Origin of the sequence: Janthinobacterium sp. 64, assembly GCF_002813325.1 — a bacterium.
Classification (GTDB): Bacteria; Pseudomonadota; Gammaproteobacteria; order Burkholderiales; family Burkholderiaceae_D; genus Janthinobacterium.
Window position 1 is genome coordinate 107,190 of record NZ_PHUG01000001.1, and the last position, 19,656, is coordinate 126,845.

The 19,656-nt window shown below is 60.4% G+C and carries 13 protein-coding genes; 11 read left to right on the forward strand and 2 right to left on the reverse strand.

Going from position 1 to position 19,656, the window contains the following annotated elements:
• Positions 1 to 10 precede the first annotated feature (10 nt).
• Positions 11 to 1,717 carry a 2-isopropylmalate synthase gene (gene leuA / locus CLU91_RS00530; RefSeq protein WP_100872525.1) on the reverse strand — a complete coding sequence of 569 codons (1,707 nt, stop codon included), beginning with the start codon at positions 1,715 to 1,717 and terminating at the stop codon, positions 11 to 13.
• A 487-nt stretch (positions 1,718 to 2,204) separates the two neighbouring features.
• Between leuA and tssF the strand changes: the two genes are divergently transcribed.
• The 7 genes from tssF (at position 2,205) to CLU91_RS00565 (ending at position 12,923) form a co-directional block, all read left to right on the forward strand.
• Entirely contained in the window at positions 2,205 to 4,046 is a 1,842-nt protein-coding gene (tssF, locus tag CLU91_RS00535; protein ID WP_157814524.1) for a type VI secretion system baseplate subunit TssF, read from the forward strand.
• Positions 4,010 to 5,041 (forward strand): type VI secretion system baseplate subunit TssG, encoded by a 1,032-nt coding sequence (gene tssG / locus CLU91_RS00540; RefSeq protein WP_100872527.1) that lies wholly within the window; start codon positions 4,010 to 4,012, stop codon positions 5,039 to 5,041. The genes tssF and tssG overlap by 37 nt, the downstream gene beginning before the upstream one ends.
• A 78-nt stretch (positions 5,042 to 5,119) precedes the next feature.
• Entirely contained in the window at positions 5,120 to 7,873 is a 2,754-nt protein-coding gene (locus CLU91_RS00545; RefSeq protein ID WP_100872528.1) for a type VI secretion system Vgr family protein, read from the forward strand.
• A gap of 40 nt (positions 7,874 to 7,913) precedes the next feature.
• A complete protein-coding gene (locus CLU91_RS00550; protein WP_100872529.1) occupies positions 7,914 to 10,136 on the forward strand; it encodes a T6SS effector phospholipase Tle3 domain-containing protein in 2,223 nt (740 codons plus the stop codon).
• 552 nt (positions 10,137 to 10,688) lie between these two features.
• Positions 10,689 to 11,522 (forward strand): hypothetical protein, encoded by an 834-nt coding sequence (locus CLU91_RS28335; protein WP_232730569.1) that lies wholly within the window; start codon positions 10,689 to 10,691, stop codon positions 11,520 to 11,522.
• A gap of 54 nt (positions 11,523 to 11,576) precedes the next feature.
• Positions 11,577 to 11,939 carry a hypothetical protein gene (locus tag CLU91_RS28340; protein WP_100872531.1) on the forward strand — a complete coding sequence of 121 codons (363 nt, stop codon included), beginning with the start codon at positions 11,577 to 11,579 and terminating at the stop codon, positions 11,937 to 11,939.
• A gap of 108 nt (positions 11,940 to 12,047) precedes the next feature.
• Positions 12,048 to 12,923 (forward strand): hypothetical protein, encoded by an 876-nt coding sequence (locus CLU91_RS00565; protein ID WP_232730570.1) that lies wholly within the window; start codon positions 12,048 to 12,050, stop codon positions 12,921 to 12,923.
• A gap of 14 nt (positions 12,924 to 12,937) precedes the next feature.
• On the opposite strand, the gene CLU91_RS00570 is transcribed toward CLU91_RS00565, so the two are convergent.
• The gene (locus tag CLU91_RS00570) at positions 12,938 to 13,225 is read right to left on the reverse strand and encodes a barstar family protein (RefSeq protein ID WP_100872532.1); all 288 of its coding nucleotides are present in this window, start codon (positions 13,223 to 13,225) and stop codon (positions 12,938 to 12,940) included.
• A gap of 292 nt (positions 13,226 to 13,517) precedes the next feature.
• Between CLU91_RS00570 and CLU91_RS00575 the strand changes: the two genes are divergently transcribed.
• The 4 genes from CLU91_RS00575 to carB all read left to right on the forward strand — a co-directional run bounded on the left by CLU91_RS00575 (position 13,518) and on the right by carB (position 19,590).
• On the forward strand, positions 13,518 to 14,429 hold the full coding sequence (locus CLU91_RS00575; protein WP_099759670.1) for a patatin-like phospholipase family protein: 912 nt from the start codon (positions 13,518 to 13,520) through the stop codon (positions 14,427 to 14,429).
• 59 nt (positions 14,430 to 14,488) lie between these two features.
• Positions 14,489 to 14,893, forward strand: a complete 405-nt coding sequence (locus CLU91_RS00580; RefSeq protein ID WP_096234935.1) for a GlcG/HbpS family heme-binding protein — start codon at positions 14,489 to 14,491, stop codon at positions 14,891 to 14,893.
• Between the two features lie 295 nt (positions 14,894 to 15,188).
• Entirely contained in the window at positions 15,189 to 16,367 is a 1,179-nt protein-coding gene (gene carA / locus CLU91_RS00585) for a glutamine-hydrolyzing carbamoyl-phosphate synthase small subunit (RefSeq protein WP_096234936.1), read from the forward strand.
• Positions 16,360 to 19,590: a carbamoyl-phosphate synthase large subunit gene (gene carB, locus CLU91_RS00590; protein WP_100872533.1), complete on the forward strand. Its 3,231-nt coding sequence runs from the start codon at positions 16,360 to 16,362 to the stop codon at positions 19,588 to 19,590. The genes carA and carB overlap by 8 nt, the downstream gene beginning before the upstream one ends.
• Positions 19,591 to 19,656: the final 66 nt, after the last annotated feature.

A 19,656-nucleotide genomic window follows, 5' to 3' on the forward strand; every position in this document is an offset into this window, starting at 1 on the left:
CGAGCCGTGCTCAGGCGGTGCTGGCCGCCACGTCGGCCGCTGTTGTTTTTTCGGCTTCCGTCTGTCCGATGCGGCGGTTCACTGCCGACAGCACGGCCTTGAACGAGGCGGTGACGATATTGCTGTCGATGGCGGCGCCGAACAGGGTCGGGCCATTATCGAGGCGCAATTCGACGTAGCACGCCGCTTGCGCGTTGGCGCCCGAGCCGATCGAGTGCTCATGGTAATCCATCAATTTGATGTCCAGGCCCAGCGCATTGACGAAGGCGTCGATGGGGCCGTTGCCGCCGCCTTGCAGGGCCAATGGCGTCTGGCGGTGCGACAGGCTGATGTCGATCTGCACGGATTCGTCGCTGCTGGTGTCTTCCACCATGCGGTGCGCGGCGTAGGCGTACGGCGCCGTCTGCTGCAGGTATTCCTTCTGGAAGATGTCATGGATATCGTGCGCGGCGATTTCGCGGCCCGTGGCGTCGGCCACGGCTTGCACAGCGCGCGAGAATTCGATCTGCAGGCGGCGCGGCAAGACCAGGCCGTATTCCTGTTCCAGCAAATACGCCATGCCGCCCTTGCCAGACTGGCTGTTGACGCGGATCACGGCGTCGTAGCTGCGGCCCAGGTCGGCCGGGTCGATCGGCAAGTACGGCACTTCCCAGATGCTGTCCGGTTGTTGCTTGGCGAAACCCTTCTTGATGGCATCCTGGTGCGAACCGGAAAACGCGGTAAACACCAGGTCGCCCGCATACGGGTGGCGCGGGTGGACGGGCAACTGGTTGCACTCTTCCACGCACTTGCGCACGGTATCGATGTCGGAGAAATCGAGGCCCGGGTGCACGCCTTGTGTGTACAAATTCATCGCCAACGTCACCAGGTCGACGTTGCCGGTGCGCTCGCCATTGCCGAACAAACAGCCTTCCACGCGGTCGGCGCCCGCCATCACGGCCAGCTCGGCCGACGCGACGGCCGTGCCGCGGTCGTTATGCGGGTGCACGCTGATGATGATGGAATCGCGGCGCGCCAGCTTGCGCGACATCCATTCGATCTGGTCCGCATACACGTTGGGCGTGCTGCATTCCACGGTCGACGGCAGGTTGATGATCATCTTGTTGGCGGGCGTCGGCTTCCAGATGGCGCTGACGGCGTCGCAGATGTGCTTGGAGAAATCGAGTTCCGTGGTGGAAAACGATTCCGGCGTGTATTCGAAGCCCCATTCCGTTTGCGGATGCTGCGCCACCAGCTGTTTGACGAGGGTGGTGCCGGTGGTGGCGATGTTCGTGATTTCTTCGCGCGACATGCCGAACACGACCTTGCGGAACACGGGCGCCACGGAGTTGTACAGGTGCACGATGGCGCGCTTGGCGCCGACCACCGATTCCACCGTGCGGCGGATCAGCTCTTCACGCGACTGCGTCAGCACGATGATGGTGACGTCGTCCGGGATGCGGCCTTCATCGACGAGTTTGCGCACGAAGTCGAAATCCGTCTGCGATGCCGATGGGAAACCCACTTCGATTTCCTTCAGGCCGATGGCGATCAGCATGTCGAAGAAGCGCAGCTTCTTTTCCGCGCTCATCGGCTCGATCAAGGACTGGTTGCCGTCGCGCAAGTCGGTGCTCATCCAGATAGGCGGTTTGCTGATGATCTGGTTCGGCCATTGACGGTCGGTCAATTTAACGGGAGGAAAGGCGCGGTATTTGGAAGCTGGGTTTTGCAACATCATGATCGGGTACTCCTGAAGATAGGGGGAAATCAATGGTTGTGGCGCAAGCTTGCCGGGCGGCCACGCAACACTAGGCCAGGCAAGCGATCGGTAGTTTTAGCAGGCAAAGCAGGGCAACGGCGCCGGTGGCGGTCGCGTCAGAAGTTACGGGTGTAGCGGGGGATGGTGCAAACATCATCAAACCTTCCAGGGTTTTTTGAAACACGCCGGCGTGTGGCCAGGCGAAGCAATGCGGCAAACTTATGCGCGTGCTAGCAGTAGTCGCGATAGCGACAGCAGGGAAGGGGAGGAATGTTTGAAGGAGGACATGCACTTAATGTAAGGGAAGTGGGGCGGGGCTGTCAAGCATATTTCGGCAGGGAACGATGCTGCTGCCATGCCGCGGCTCGGCTTATTGTTCCTGCGCAACTTACTTTTCCAGCGATATTGAATAATGCAGATTCCGTCTGGCGACCTGTGTCGCCCGCCCTGCTTTGGAGCTGCCAGCATGGAATCGTTGCTGAAGTACTATGAGCTGGAACTGGATATGTTGCGTACGCATCAGCAGGAGTTCGCTGCGCGCTATCCCGGCGTCGCCGGTGCACTGGGTCTGACTGGCAACAGTTGCCAAGACCCGCATATCGAGCGCCTGATCGAGGCCTATGCCTTGTGCAATGCCCGCACGGCCAAGAAAATTGATGATGCACGCCATGTTTTTACCGAGTCCATGCTGGAAGTGAATTTTCCACACTACCTGAGGCCATTTCCCGCGTGTTCGATTGCCCGCGTGGACGCCAGCGGCGTGCCGGGCCAGGCGCGCGACGGCATCGATATCTTGCCACGCGGTACCTTGATGCATGCACCGCCATATCAGGGCGTCGTCTGCAAGTTTCGCACCGCCTATGACGTGGTGCTGGCGCCGCTCAGCCTTGCCGGCGCGCGCTTCGTCCCCGTGATGGATGTTGCTGCGGCGGTCAGCTTACCGTCCGACATAGCGACTGCGATCGCCATCGATATCGTGTCCACGTCGGCCACCGGTACGCTGGAGCAATTGATGCTGCCTGCCGTACGCGTCTTCATCGACGGCACGCCATCGCTCACGGCCACCTTGCGCGATGCCCTGTTTTTGCATGCCGCGCATGCGTGGATCGAGGCCGGCGGCGTGCAGTTGCCACTGGCGCAAGTGCCGCTGCGTGCCGTCGGTTTTTTGCCGGAGGAGGCGCTGTTGCCGCGCAAGCCCGGTTCCCATCGTGCCTACTGCCTGCTGACAGAATACTTTGCTTTTCCTGAAAAATTCCAGTTCTTCGATATCGACCTTGGCCAGATCACACCGCTGTTGCCGCCTGGATGTCAGCGCTGGACCTTGCATCTGGGTCTGCGGAACATCGCTGCCAGCAGCGCTGGCGCACGCCTGCTGCGGTCTGTATCGGCAAGCAATTTGTTGCTTGCCTGCACGCCGGTGATTAATTTGTTCCAGCAAGCTGCAGCGCCGATCCGGTTGACGCAAATGCACAGCGAGTATCCGTTGCTGGCCGAACATAAATATGCGCACGCGTATGACATTCATAGTGTCGACGCGGTGCGCCTGGTGCGCCAGGGCGCCCATGCCGGCACGGTGACGCACTGCCAGCCGTTTTATGCCATACGCCATGGGCAGGCTGGCGGCGCGAAGAGCCGTTACTGGGTGGCGCGGCGCGATGAGGCGCGGGCGCTCAGCCATCCCGGTTACGAAAGCAGCCTGGCGTTTGTCGAGGGCGACGAGGACGATACCTATGCCGGGATCACGACGGTATCGGTCGATCTGACTTGCAGCAATCGCAACTTGCCGAGTGCATTGCCAGTCGGTGCGCCAGATGGCGATCTGCGGCATGAGGGGACGGCTGGCGCGCTGCCGGTGCGCCTGTTGCGCCAGCCCACTCCGGCGTATCGCTTTAAAGCCGACTTGCCTGCGCAAGCCCGTTTGCTGGCATTGCTGTCGTTGAATCATCAGTCTTTGCTGGAGGATGGTCTGGCGTTGTTTCAGGAAATGCTGGCGCTCCATGATTTGCCTGCTTCACTCATGTCACAACGGCAAATTCAAGGCATCCAGGCCTTGACGCAGCGCGCCAGCAGCACCTGGATGCCCGACGCCAGTGGCGGCGTGCTGGTATTTGGCATCGACGTCTTGCTGACGGTGGATGAAGAGGCCTACGTCGGCAGCGGCCTGCATGCCTTCGCGCAAGTAATCGAGCATGTGCTGGGCATGTATGTGCATGTCAACAGCTATTGCCGTTTGCTCGTCATTTCGCACAAGAGTGGGAAGGAGTTGCTGCGATGCCCGCCCCGCAATGGCCAGCAAGCACTGGCGTAATCGCGCTGCTGTCCCAGGCGCCATACCGTTTTGGTTTCTTTCAGACCGTGCGCCTGCTCGAACGCTGGCTATGCCGGCAGGGCGCGTGCGCCGAGTCCGCACTGCACGAGGGCTTGCGTTTCCATCAGAGCGTTGCGCTGGCCTTTCCTGCCTGCGAGATAGAGGCGGTGTGGCATGACGGCGAGCATGGCCGCCTGCACCTGCGGCCCAGTTTCATGGGCTTGCTGGGTGTGAATGGCACCTTGCCCCTGCACTATACGGAGCGGCTGGTGCGCAAGGAGCGGGCCACGGGCAATGCCGGCGCGCGTGCTTTTCTCGACGCCTTGTCGCAACGCGCGCCCGTGCTGTTTTATCAGGCCTGGGCCGGCAGCCGGATCGAGTGCCAGGCCGACGCAAGCGGCCGCCCCGGGTTTTTGTCGTTGCAACTGGCGCTGGCTGGCGCCTGGCCGTCGCGCCTGGCAAGTACCGGCGCGCTGCCGCCGGAAGCGCTTGCTTACTACGCTGCTGCACTGCGGCAGCGGCCCGTCAGCGCCGAGTTGATGGCCGATGTGCTGGCGGATTATTTCAGCGTGCCCTTGCGTATCGAGTCCTTCGTCAGCACTTGGCACGTGCGCCCAAGCAATGAGCATTCCCTGCTCAACCGTAGCAACGCGAGCCTGGGGCAGGGCGCCATGCTGGGCGCGCGTTGCCGGCGCCGGGATTTGCGCCTGCGCCTGTACCTGGGGCCTTTGACTCGGGCACAGTTCGACGATTTTCTCCCCGGACATTCCGCTGCGCTGGCCTTGAAAAGCATGTTGAGCCTGTTTGGCTTGCCATGCATGCAATACGAAATCCGTCTGATCCTGCGCGCTGCCGACGTGCATGGCAGCAGCCTGACGGCCAGGGTGGAGCAGGGCGCAGCTGGCTTGGGGCAGGGCGCGCGCTTGCTGACCGGGGACGCCCGCCGCGACTGTGACGCCATGTGCTATGACATCCGATTTCCCGGTGCCGCTTGATGCGCCGCAATTGGCCGCCGGCAAATGTATGAATACTGATGAGCTGGGAACGAGGCGTATCGGCACTGGGGAGATGGAATGGAGAACGCGGACGAATTCATGCAGTTCATGCTGGCGGCGAAGGAGTTGAACTCCGGTAACCGTCCGTTGCGCCTGCGCCTGGCGTATGCGGACGGAATCAACGACGATGTGCTGTTGCCGCAGCAGGTCGAGGGTCGCGAAGCCATTTGCGCCGGCCTCGAGTACCGCATCCGTTGCGTTTCGCTCGATGCGCACTTGCCGCTCAAGCAGTTCATCGGTGTCCCGTCCGAGTTGCAGATCGTTACCGACGCTGGGCAGTTGCGCAAGGTGTGCGGCATCGTCGCGCAGGCATCCGCCGGATTGAGCGATGGCGGCCTCGCCACTTATCAGCTGGTGCTGCACGATGCGCTGACCTTGATGGAAAAACGCCGCAATACGCGTGTGTTCCGCGGCAAGACGGAGTTGGAGATCGTCGAACTGCTGATTGCCGAATGGCGGCTGGGCAACACCATCATCGGCGCCACGTTTGCTTGCGAAATCGATCAGGCCTTGGCCGGTCGCCACTTTCCGGCGCGCGAACTGACCATGCAGCACAATGAATCCGATGCCGCATTCATCCGGCGCCTGCTGCGGCGGCGCGGCATTTCCTGGGTCATCCAGCCTGGCGCCGCACGGCATGGGACATCCGACGCCATGCCGTCGCACGTCTTGTTGCTGTTCGATGATGCCAGCCGCCTGCCGGAGCATGTGGCGCCTGTCATCCGCTACCACCGGGCGGACGCCACCGAAGAGAGCGATACCATCACGGCCTGGGGCGCCGTGCGCACCCTGCAGGCAGGCAGCATGGGGCGCCATAGCTGGGATTATGCGGCGCCGCGCAACCGCCAGTTCATGCAGACGGATGCGGGCGGCATGGCAGATCAGGGTGCCAGCGGCAATTGCCTTGCAGCCAAGCTCGACGACTATTTTGTGGCGACGCCGCACATGGGCAATGACGCAGAAGATTTCCGTCAGCTGGGCTTGCTGGCGATGGCGCGCCATGACGTGGAAACCAAGTGTTTTCATGGCGAGGGCGTGGTGCGCTCGCTGGGTGCCGGCCAGCAGTTCAGCCTGGAAGGTCATCCGGAAATCGACCAGCATCGGCCAGATGCCCGGCGTTTCCTTGTCACCGCATTGGAAGTGCATGCCAGTAACAACCTGCCGCGCGCCCTGGATGCGCGCATCGCGCGTCTGTTTGCCGCCAGTGACTGGCTGGCGCAAGGCGCAACCTGGGTGGCAGGGGAAACGGGGCCGCAAACGCCGCGTTATCGCATGCGCTTCAGTTGCGTGCGCGCCAGCGTGGTCCTGGTCCCCGCATTCGATCCGCAGCGCGATGTGCCCCAGCCGCAACTGCAAAGCGCCATCGTCGTCGGGCCCAGCGGCGAAGAAGTGCATTGCGACGAGCAAGGGCGCATCAAGGTGCGCTTTCCCGCCACGCGCGCCGCCGACCATGCACATGCGCAAGGTTCGGGCGCCTCGGATACGGAGCGCGACACGGCCTGGCTGCGCGTCGTCAGCAACTGGGCTGGCGATGGACAGGGCAGCGCGCACCAGTGCGGCACCTTGGCCTTGCCGAGAGTCGGGTCGGAAGTGCTGATCGGATTTTTGGCGGGCGACCCGGACCGGCCGATTGTGCTGGGACAATTGTTCAACGCCGTGGCGCCGCCACCGGCGCTCAGCAAGCGCGGCGCGCTGCCTGGCAACCGCTACCTGGCTGGCATGCGCAGCCGCGAAGTGCGCGGCCAGGGCGGCAATCAGCTGCGTTTTGACGATACGCCCCGGCAAATCAGTGCCCAGCTGGCCAGCGATCACGCCACCACTGAGCTCAACCTTGGGTTCCTGGTCGAGCCGCGCGCCGGCGGCGCTGGCCAGCAGCGTGGCGACGGATTCGAGTTGCGCAGCGATCACGGCGGCGCGATCCGCAGCGGCAAGGCGCTGCTGCTGTCGGCCTGGCAGCGGCTCGACGCGACGGGTGGCCAGTTATCGGCCGAGGAACATCTGGCGTTGATGCAAGAATGCCTGGACCTGTTCAAAGCGCTGGGCGAATACGCTGGCGCGCACCAGGCGCTGCCGGTCGACGTGGCGCCCGCCGCTGCTTTGAAAGAGGCGGTGGCTGCTGCCGTGGCGCCCACGGCCAGCCTGACGGCGCCCGCGGGGCTGGCGCTGAGCAGTCCGAAGACCATCGTCAGCTACGCCGGCGTGAATGCCGACACGGTGGCGCAGCAGCATGTACACGTGATCGCGGGCCAGCGCTGCAGCATGCAGGCTGGCGCTGGCGTTTCCGTGTTTGCCCACAAGGGCGGCATCACCCAGATCGCGCACCATGGCAAATTTCTCATGCAGAGCCAGTTTGACGAGATGCAGCTGAACGCCGCCAAGGCCCTGAAATTGACGGCCAATACCCGCCTGATCGGCATGGCGCAGGATGAAATCACGTTCATGACGGCCGGTGGCGCCTATCTGAAACTGGCGGGCGGCAACGTGGAACTCGGTGGTCCGGGTGCGCTGACCATCAAGACCGACGGCCATCACTGGAATGGTCCGGCCAGCAGCAAGGCTGAATTGCCGAGCTTTGACGAGGGCGACCTGGGCCGCATGCCACAGGTGCTTTCCGGCCTCGATGGCAGTCCCGTCAGTGGCGTCAAGATCGTTGTCGAGCGCGAGGATGGTTCGCAGCAAGTGGTCGATGCCGACAGCGAAGGCAAGGGTGCCGCCATCGTGGGCGACAGCCTGGAAAAACTCAAGGTGCGTATTTTCAGGCCGCGCGACTGAGCGTGGATAGTGCGTTGTCCATCATTCACGGGAGTCAGGCATGAGCGTACACAGACCCAAGGCGGGTTCCTTGCCCTTCGATGAAAGCAAATACCTGCAGATAGGCGAAAAAAACGGCTTGCTGCGCTTCGACCATGACACGCTGCCGATTACCACGCGCTTGCCCTTGCCGGGCATCATGATCTTCGTGCATGGCGTCAATTCCGACGGCGAATGGTATGACGAGGCGGAAACCGGTTTGTGCGCGGGATTGAACGCGCGCTTGCACCGGCGCCAGCATGATCCTGATCGCGGCCCGCAAGAGGGCATCGCCATGACGCCTGCCCGCTATTTGAAGCAGCTGACGCGCGACGGTTTCATTAACCCGCTGATGAAGCCGAGAACCTTCATGGAAGGCGATGGCTATTCGCCCGTGATCCGCTTTCGCTGGGGTTATGCGGCCAATGATATCGAGTTGCAGACGTATGGAAACGGCATATTTCTGAACGAGCAGAATTACTGGGGCGGGGGACCGTTCGCCAATGGCTGCAGTTCCCTGCCGGACTTGTGGGGTGAAGGCTTGTCGGACCAGCTGTTTTTGTGGATGCAGATCCAGCACATGAACCCCACCAATGACCGGCAGGTGTACGCCTGCCCGCCAAGGCCGTATTTCGTGCTGGCCGCCTACCGCCTGGCGCGGCTGATCGAGGCCATACGCCAAAAGCAGGCCGATGTGCCGATCACCATCGTGTGCCACAGCCAGGGCAATATGGTCAGCATGGCAGCGGCCTTTCTGGGCGAGCGGCTGCCCAAGGTGGCGGACTCCCAAGGCAGGATGTGGCCTTGCATTGCCGACAATTATGTCCTGTGCAATCCGCCGTACAGCGTGGTGGAAGACAACATGGCGGAGAACTGGACGTCGTCGAATCTGAAGGCAGCCGACGGCAGTACGGGCCGCCAGACGGCCGCGGCGCGCTTCGAGACGCTGGCGGCCTTCTTCGCCCTCATCGGCGAGCGGCGCGCCGCACAATGGCCGGCCGGGAAAATCGACCAGGCCATGAGCAGTGCGCACCACCCGTTCAAGGCGCAGCACGATATTGACAGTTATGGCGTGCGGGGCGCCACCGTGGGACGCGTGACCTTGTATTGCAATCCGCACGACCAGGTGATTTCGTCCTTGACGGTGCAAGGCATCGGCTGGCGCGGCCTGGCCGGCCCTGTGCTGGACAAGAATGGCCTGCCAAAGAAAGACCGCCATGGCAAGCCCGATCCCGGTGAAATCGCCAGGGCAGGCGGTGAGGGAATATTGACCCAGCGCGTGTTTGCCGAGCGTTTTCCCGTCGGCGTAAAAGGCGCGTACGACTACTGGGGCGATCATCGTCCTGCCATCGACTTTGGCAGCGACCATTTCTGGAATCCGCCTTCCATGATTTCCACGTATAGCGTGGAAAAGGGCCTGGAAGCGCAAGAGAACTGGCTGTTCCAGATACTCACCGTGGCGTTTGCGCCCATCGCCATCGTGGCCACCGCATTGATGCGCAAGCGTATCAATGCCTCGCCCGACAAGTACTGGAAAATCCCGCTGGAAGCGCCCGACCTGCCGGAGACCTTCTTTCCGCAGGCGAAGTTGTTTGGCGAGATCTGCCCCAGCTTTGACATGGGACTGCATCCGCATGGCTGGAATCGCAACAAGGATGCCGCCCATCCGGCCGGCGACCCGTTCCATGGCGAGCGCGAGCTGTCGATACCGCGTGGCGGCCTGCATGGCGAAAAACAACGCACCGATGCGGCGCGCGGCAACGAGGAGAGCGAAGCGGCCCTGCAATACGAGTACCACGCCTCCCTGCGCATGATGGCCAAGCGCGAAGGCAAGGTAGAGAAAGGCAAACAAGTCACGGAAGAAGACCATCCCGAGACGGCGAGCGCGCAATACACGGCTTGGCGCCAGCGGAAAATCCAGGCGGGACTCGCTGGCAATGTCGGCACCTATGCCACCGATCACTCCACCATTTTGACCAATAGCGAGCATTCCAGAAAGGCACTGGCGTATGACGTGGCCGTGGGCTGTTGTCATTTGCTGGAAACGGATTTGCGGGAGTTGCGGACGATGGCGGATTGGCGGTTTCTTGACGATCTTGCAGGCTCTGAACATATGAATATGTCTATTGAATATTTTTACGAAGGAAAAGTGAATGGAGTCGCGCCTTCGAAGTGGGTAAGAAAATCCGTAGATGGAGTAATGCCTAAAAAAATAAGAGATTCGCGTGAAAATATTGTGCCTTAATTTGTATTTAAAAGTATTTGTATAGGAGGGAGAATGGCTAAGAATTTCATATTTACTTCTGTCGCGGCGATCATGGCGACGCTAGGGTTATCGTCATGCGCACTCAAATCGGAACCAATGATCGATAAAAGCAAAGCTGGTACTGCTGGTATCGGCATGCCGTTTACTGCCCAAGTAGTTGGGGTGCAATGGCTGAATCCACTTCATAGGCAAGATTATCCTACGGAGTGGCAGTTATTGTGGACTCTGGGAAAAGTGCGTCCAAATAAAAAAGACGACATGGTGGAGTTGTACCCGACTATATTTTCGAATGTCAGATCAGTTGCAGGAATAGTATCTTCGAATGAAGGAAAAATTACTTTTAGTAATTTTCATATTAAGTACGTCAGGCAAATAATAACAAAATTTCATGGTATGTATTTTTCCAATCCCACCTATTTTTATAACGCCCACGACTTCAAACACAAAAAAGGCTGGAATGAACTGGCCGGTATTCATGTTGAGTACGCTTTGCCTGCAGAACGGTTTGATCCCCTTCTCGCCGGGGAAGACTTGCGCAAGCAAATTACGAGTACTTTTTCCATCGGGAATCCGGACTTCCCCAACTCCTGGACCAAATCCACCCCGCCCGACGTGCGCGTGACGGCCGGTGGCGCGAATGCCGGATTCATTTCCCTGGCCGCCGCCCTCGATTACTTGCAGGCGCATCCGAAGGAAACGGTGTGGGTGATGAGCTGGGATGCGCCCAGTTTTCCGAAAGATGAGCAGATCAATGAAAACATGGTGTTGCTGGTGCTGGCCGGTCCCCATTACAAGACGGAGCGCGATGCGCTGGCGTGGATAGGCTATCCGGCCACGCAGCAGGTGAGCGCCTTTACGGCGCAGAAGGGCTTGCCGCCGCCGACGGTGCAGGCCTGGCAGGCGACCTTGGCGCAGGCGGCAGGCAATGGGCGCAAGAGCGAGGTGGATATCGGCTATGTGATCCACGACGCGCACAACACGCATCCGGCGTCATCGGACCGCATCGCCCACCTGGCGCAAACCTTGACGATGGAATTGCCGGCCTTCGATTTCCTCCGGCAGACCTTCAACACCCCGGCGCTGCTGGGTGAAATGGGCGCCGCCACGGCCTTGACGAATGTAGCACTGGGTATCGCGCAGGCAAATCACTTTGGCCAGAACGTGCTGGTGGCGGGCACCAGCGACGCCGGCCAGACGAGCGGCGTGCTGATTTTGCCGCCGGCCAAGGTGCGCCCCATCGACCCCGTGAAACCGTGGTTCCGCGCGCGCGGCGGCGGCAATGCCTATCTGATGTGGTGGGGCATACAGCATGCCTGGGCCACGCTGGACGCGGGACAGTTCAATGAGCAGGGGTATTCGAAGTAGGTGATGGGAATGGCGCGCAAGATGGCGTTTTCGATGAACTGACCAGGGTGAAAAATGAACCTTCTCTTTTCCTTTCGCAACTTGGCTGTACTGCTGGCGGGCCTGGCTTTATCGGCATGCGTGACGCATCCGGCGAGCAAAGACGACCGTGAGAATGAAAAAGTAATTGCCCAGCCCTTCATGGCGCAAGTGGTGGGAGTGAAATGGTTGAACCCGCTTCAACGCCAGGATTATCCGACTGAGTGGCAATTGCTATGGACCCTCGGGAAAGTTAATCCGAATAAGAAGGATGATATGTTGGAGTTATATCCGGAGATTTTTTCAAAAATCAGGTTTGTTTCAGAAATTTCGCAGATAGAAAAAAGTAAGAGCAATTTTAGGAATTTTCATAAATCATATGTTTCAAATATGATTTAGATATTTCACGGTATGTATTTTTCCAATCCCACCTATTTTTATAACGCCCACGATTTCAAACGCCAAAAAGGCTGGAATGAACTGGCGGGTATTCATGTTGAATATGCCTTGCCTGCAACGCGCTTTGATCCCGTCCAGGCAGGTGAGGCCCTGCGCGAGGAAATCATCGATACTTTTTCGATCGGCAATCCAAGTTTCCCCAACTCCTGGACCAAATCCACCCCGCCCGACGTGCGCGTGACGGCCGGCGGCGCGAATGCAGGCTTTGTGTCTCTGGCGGCCGCCCTCGATTATTTGCAGGCGCATCCGAAGGAAACGGTGTGGGTGATGAGCTGGGATGCGCCCAGTTTTCCGAAAGATGAGCAGATCAATGAAAACATGGTCTTGTTGGTGCTGGCCGGTCCCCATTACAAGACGGAGCGCGATGCGCTGGCGTGGATAGGCTATCCGGCCACGCAGCAGGTCAGTGCATTTACGGCGCAGAAGGGCTTGCCGCCGCCGACGGTGCAGGCCTGGCAGGCGACCTTGGCGCAGGCGGCAGGCAATGGACGCAAGAGCGAGGTGGATATCGGCTATGTGATCCACGACGCGCACAATGCGCATCCGGCGTCATCGGACCGCATCGCCCACCTGGCGCAAACCTTGACGATGGAATTGCCGGCCTTCGATTTCCTCCGGCAGACCTTCAACACCCCGGCGCTGCTGGGTGAAATGGGCGCCGCCACGGCCTTGACGAATGTAGCACTGGGTATCGCGCAGGCAAATCACTTTGGCCAGAACGTGCTGGTGGCGGGCACCAGCGACGCCGGCCAGACGAGCGGCGTGCTGATTTTGCCGCCGGCCAAGGTGCGCCCCATCGACCCCGTGAAACCGTGGTTCCGCGCGCGCGGCGGCGGCAATGCCTATCTGATGTGGTGGGGCATCCGGCATGCCTGGGCGACGCTGGATGCTGGGCAATTCAATGAGCAGGGGTATTCGAAATAGACAATGTCGCAGGCTCAGGCATAGCGCACTTGCGCCGCCTGGGCCGGCATGTCCTGCGCCAGGCGCGCCAGGATGCGCTGCAGGGTGGCCGCCTCGGCGGGCAGGCGCGCCGCGAAGGCTGGCCAGCCGCGCAGTTCCAGCTGTTGCGGCATGTCCACCAGACCCGTGATGGCATCGTGGAAGGCATCCCAGTTCATGCCGTAGAAGGAAGGGAAGCCCAGCGCGGCGGCCAGTGCCGCATGCAACTGGCGCGGCGAGTTGATATCGCTCAAGTCGATTGTCACGAGGGCTTGGCGATTCATATTGCTCCCTTGAGCAAAAGGGCGTTCGACGAGCACAGCGCGGGCGCCTGGGCGGCCAGCCGTTGCGCAAGCGGGTCGCTCAGTGTGCGGCTGTCGGCAAATGGATGTTCTGACATAGTGGGAGCAAGTGACAAACCAGGCGTCAGTCTAGCAGCCGTGTGGTGGCAGAGTCGGCCTGCACGAACCTTGTCACCATAAACATTTAAGACTGCCTTCAGTGCGGACGGCCCCGCTTGCGCTACAATCGGTTCTCCTTTATTGCCACTGCCGCGCGCGGTTTCCCCTCTCCACCATGTTCCCTAAACGCCTGACCCTGCTTGCCCTGGCCGCCTTTGCGCTGGCCGGTTGCGATACCACCGCCCCGAAACCGATACAAGTATTGACGCCACCGGAACCCATCGTCGTCACGCCGCGCAAGATCAAGATCGGCCTGGCGCTCGGTGGCGGCGCGGCGCGCGGCTTCGCGCATATCGGCGTGATCAAGGCGCTCGAATCGCAGGGCATCCACGCCGACATCGTCACCGGCACCAGTGCCGGCAGCGTAGTGGGCGCGATGTATGCGGCGGGCAACTCCGGCTTCGCCCTGCAAAAGATGGCGTTCGACATGGACGAGGCGGCCATTTCCGACTGGGCCTTGCCCCTGTTCGGCAAGTCGTCCGGCGTGCTCAAGGGGGAGGCGCTGCAAAGCTATGTCAACAAGGCTGTCGGCGGCGTGCCGCTGGAAAAGCTCAAGATTCCGTTTGGCGTGGTGGCGACCGATTTGAAAAATGGCCAGCCGATCCTGTTCCAGCGCGGCAACACCGGCATGGCCGTGCGCGCCTCGTCGGCCGTGCCCGGCGTGTTCCAGCCCGTGACGATCGCCGGCCACACCTATGTCGATGGCGGCCTGGTCGCTCCCGTGCCCGTGCGCTTTGCGCGCGACATGGGGGCCGATTTCATCATCGCCGTGAATATTTCGTCGCAAACGGATACGCAAAAGGCCATCAGTTCGATGGAAGTGCTGATGCAGACGTTCGCCATCATGGGTCAGCGCATCAACCAGTTCGAATTGAAAGATGCGGACGTGGTGATCCAGCCCAGCCTGGGCACCATGAAGGGCAACGATTTCAACAGCCGCAACCAGGCCATCCTGGCGGGCGAGCAGGCGACTTTTGCCGTGATGGCGCAGCTCAAGCAAAAACTGAAAGCCAAACGCGAGCAGTGATGGATAGCGCCGCCGCGCATTTCGTATACAATTTTGTTTCAACATAACAAGGATGCACCATGCAATCGAAACCGATTTTGACCCTGGACGACGTAAAGAAAATCGCTGCCGCCGCCGAAGCGGAAGCGGTCAAGAATAACTGGGCGGTCGCGATCGCCATCGTCGATGATGGCGGCCACCTGCTGTGGCTGCAGCGCATGGACGGCGTGGCGCCGATCTCGTCGCACATTGCGCCATCGAAAGCCAAGACGGCCGCACTGGGCCGCCGTGAATCGCGCATCTATGAAGAGATGATCAATGGCGGCCGCGTATCGTTCCTGAGCGCGCCGGAAATCGACGGCTTGCTCGAAGGCGGCGTGCCCATCGTGTTTGATGGTCACTACGTGGGCGCCGTCGGCGTCTCGGGCGTGAAATCCGCCGAGGATGCGCAAATCGCCAAGGCCGGCATTGCGGCGCTAGTGTAAGTAGTAACCGGTATTGCTTTGCAAGCCGCCCCGCGCAAGCCGGGCGGCTTTTTTCATGGGGTGCAGGATTTATGCTGCTGCGCAAAAAAATGCCGGGCCTTCTGTATTTTCTTCCTTGTGAAAAAGCTTCCTTTTGGTTATAATTCAAAGGTTTAGCCAATCACACATATACCGTAGCGACTACCCATCCCCTCATTCAAAATGACCGTTGAAACACCCTGAGTGCATCTGGCTCGGGTAACTAGGCGGTCGGTCTGACGTGGCGCAGCTACGGTAACTTTATCAGGAGTTGCCCTTGCCGCCATTTTTTTCTGGCCCTGCCGTTCCAGCCATATTAGCGCTTGCTGATGGAACGATCTTTAAAGGTTTTTCGATCGGTGCCGCCGGTCATACCACGGGCGAGGTTGTTTTCAACACCTCGATGACCGGGTATCAGGAAATCCTTACCGACCCAAGCTATTGCCGCCAGATGGTCACCCTGACCTATCCGCATATCGGCAATACGGGCGTCAACCCGGAAGACGTCGAGTCTTCCAAGGTTCACGCCGCTGGCCTCATCATCCGCGATCTGCCCTTGCTGGCATCCAATTTCCGTTCCACGCTCTCCCTGTCCGATTACCTGAAAGCTGAAAATATCGTCGCCATCGCCGGCATCGATACACGCAAGCTCACGCGCATCCTGCGTGAAAAAGGTGCGCAGGGCGGCGCCATCCTGGTCGGCACGCAAGGCAATGAGCCATCCGCCGCGCAAGCGCTGGAACTGGCCCGCTCCTTCCCCGGCCTGGCCGGCATGGACCTGGCCAAGGTAGTGTCAAGCAAGGCCGCCTACGAATACCGCGAAACGGAATGGACCTTGGGCGAAGGCTACGGCCAGCTGGCGGACGCGGACGCGAAATACCACGTGGTCGCCTTCGACTACGGCGTCAAGCGCAACATCTTGCGCATGCTGACGGCACGCGGCTGCAAAGTCACCGTGCTGCCGGCGCAAGCGACGGCTGCCGACGCCCTGGCGCTGAACCCGGACGGCATCTTCCTGTCGAACGGCCCCGGCGATCCGGAGCCGTGCGACTACGCCATCGCTGCTACCCGCGAACTGATCGAGAAGGGTATTCCAACCTTCGGCATCTGCCTCGGCCACCAGATCATGGCGATCGCTTCGGGCGCAAAAACCTTGAAGATGAAGTTCGGCCACCACGGCGCCAACCACCCGGTGCAAGACCTGGAAACGAAGCAGGTCTTGATTACCTCGCAAAACCACGGTTTCGCAGTCGACGCGGCAACTCTGCCCGCGAATTGCCGCGTGACCCATGAATCGCTGTTCGACGGTTCCCTGCAGGGCTTTGCCCGCACGGACAAGCCGGCCTTCTGCTTCCAGGGCCACCCTGAAGCGTCGCCGGGCCCGATGGATGTTGCTTACCTGTTTGACCGCTTCATCAACTTGATGGCTGCGGAGGAGAAAAAGAAAAATGCCTAAACGTTTAGATATCAAAAGTATTCTGATTATTGGCGCTGGCCCGATCGTGATCGGCCAGGCCTGCGAATTCGATTATTCCGGCGCGCAAGCGTGCAAGGCCCTGCGCGAAGAGGGCTACAAAGTCATCCTGGTCAACAGCAATCCTGCGACCATCATGACGGACCCGGAAATGGCCGACGTCACCTACATCGAACCGATCACCTGGTCGGTCGTCGAGCGCATCATCGCCAAGGAGCGTCCTGACGCCATCCTGCCGACGATGGGCGGCCAGACGGCGCTGAACTGCGCGCTGGATCTGTTCAACAATGGCGTGCTGGAAAAATACAACGTCGAACTGATCGGCGCCTCGCCGGAAGCCATCGACAAGGCGGAAGACCGTTCGAAATTCAAGGACGCGATGACCAAGATCGGCCTCGGTTCGGCACGTTCCGGCGTGGCGCACTCGATGGAAGAATCGTGGGCCGTGCAGCGCACGCTGGGCTTCCCGACCATCATCCGCCCATCGTTCACCATGGGCGGCTCCGGCGGCGGCATCGCCTACAACGAAGAAGAATTCGAAACCATCTGCAAACGCGGCCTGGAAGCGTCGCCGACGAAAGAGTTGCTGATCGAAGAATCGTTGCTGGGCTGGAAAGAGTACGAGATGGAAGTGGTGCGCGACAAGGCGGACAACTGCATCATCATCTGCTCGATCGAAAACCTCGACCCGATGGGCGTGCACACGGGCGACTCCATCACGGTGGCGCCTGCGCAAACCCTGACGGACAAGGAATACCAGATCATGCGCAATGCCAGTCTGGCAGTGCTGCGCGAGATCGGCGTCGACACCGGTGGTTCGAACGTGCAATTCTCGATCAACCCTGTCGATGGCCGCATGATCGTCATCGAGATGAATCCGCGCGTATCGCGTTCGTCGGCGCTGGCATCGAAAGCGACGGGCTTCCCGATCGCGAAAATTGCCGCCAAGCTGGCCGTCGGTTTCACCCTGGACGAGCTGCGCAATGAAATCACGGGCGGCGCCACGCCGGCATCGTTCGAGCCGTCGATCGATTACGTCGTCACGAAGATCCCCCGTTTCACGTTCGAGAAATTCCCGACCGCCGATCACCACCTGACGACGCAGATGAAATCCGTCGGCGAAGTGATGGCCATTGGCCGTACCTTCCAGGAATCGTTCCAGAAAGCCTTGCGCGGCCTGGAAGTGGGCGTGGACGGCATGAACGAAAAGACCAAGGACCGCGAAAAGATCGAAGAAGAACTGGGTGAGCCTGGTCCTGAGCGCATCTGGTACGTGGGCGACGCGTTTGCCCAGGGTTTCACTCTGGAAGAAGTGCATCAGCTGACCAAGATCGACCCATGGTTCCTGATCCAGATCAAGGAAATCGTCGACCTGGAACTGTGGCTCGATACGCAGAAGCTGGAAAACCTGGACAAGAACACCCTGTACAAGTTGAAACAGAAGGGCTTCTCGGACCGCCGCCTGGGCTTTTTGCTGCAGACATCGGACTCTGCCATCCGCGCCAAGCGGCATGAACTGAATATCCGTCCCGTCTACAAGCGCGTCGATACTTGCGCGGCCGAGTTTTCGACCGACACGGCGTACATGTATTCCACGTACGACGAAGAGTGCGAATCGAATCCGACCGACAAGAAAAAGATCATGGTGCTGGGCGGTGGCCCGAACCGTATCGGCCAGGGTATCGAATTTGACTATTGCTGCGTCCACGCTGCCCTCGCCATGCGCGAAGACGGCTACGAAACCATCATGGTCAACTGCAACCCGGAAACCGTGTCGACCGACTATGACACTTCCGACCGTCTGTATTTTGAATCGCTGACCCTGGAAGACGTGCTGGAAATCGTCGCCATCGAAAAACCGGTCGGCGTGATCGTGCAGTACGGCGGCCAGACGCCTTTGAAACTGGCGCTGGACCTGGAAGCGAATGGCGTGCCGATCATCGGCACCTCGCCCGACATGATCGATGCGGCCGAAGACCGCGAGCGTTTCCAGCAAATGCTGCACAAGCTGGAACTGCGCCAGCCGCCTAACCGCACCGCGCGCACGGAAGCCGACGCTCTGGCGCTGGCGCAGGAAATCGGCTACCCGCTGGTCGTGCGTCCATCGTACGTGCTGGGCGGGCGCGCCATGGAAATCGTCCATGAGCAACGCGACCTCGAGCGCTACATGCGCGAAGCCGTCAAGGTTTCGCACGATTCGCCAGTGCTGCTGGACCGCTTCCTGAACGACGCCATCGAGTGCGACGTCGATTGCATCTCCGACGGCGAAACGACGTTCATCGGCGGCGTGATGGAACACATCGAACAGGCTGGGGTCCACTCGGGCGACTCGGCTTGCTCGCTGCCACCATACTCGCTGTCGCAAGAAACCATTGATGAACTGAAACGCCAGACGGCGCTGATGGCCAAGGGTTTGAATGTGGTCGGCCTGATGAACGTGCAGTTCGCGATCCAGAAGCAAGAGATCGACGGCGAAATGAAAGACGTCGTCTTCGTGCTGGAAGTCAATCCACGCGCGTCGCGCACCGTGCCTTTCGTTTCGAAAGCCACCGGTCTGCAACTGGCGAAGATCGCCGCGCGCTGCATGGTCGGCCAGTCGCTGGCATCGCAAGGCATCACGCAGGAAGTCGTGCCGCCATACTTCAGCGTCAAGGAAGCCGTGTTCCCATTCGTCAAGTTCCCGGGCGTGGATACCATCCTCGGCCCTGAAATGAAATCGACGGGCGAAGTCATGGGCGTGGGCCTGACCTTCGGCGAAGCGTTTGTGAAATCGCAGCTGGGCGCCGGCGTGAATCTGCCAAAATCGGGCAAGGTCTTCATCAGCGTGAAAGCGTCGGACAAGCCGCGCGCCGTGCAAGTGGCGCGTGATCTGGTCGAGTCCGGTTTTACCGTGGTCGCCACCAAGGGTACCGCCGCCGTGATCGCTGCTGCCGGCATCGCCGTCACGCCAGTGAACAAGGTGATCGAAGGCCGTCCGCACGTGGTCGACATGATCAAGAACCATGAAATCGTGCTGGTGATCAACACCGTGGAAGAAAAGCGCAGCGCCATCGTCGATTCGCGGGCCATCCGCACGTCGGCCCTGGCCTCGCGCGTGACGACCTACACCACCATCGCGGGCGCGGAAGCGGCCGTCGAAGGCATCCGCCACCTGGATGAGTTGCGTGTGTACGATTTGCAAGGTCTGCACAAGACCTTGAACTAAGTGCGTTTGCAGTGGCCGCCGTTAGGCGGTACACTGCATGCTTATCAACCACAGAGTTCCGTGCAG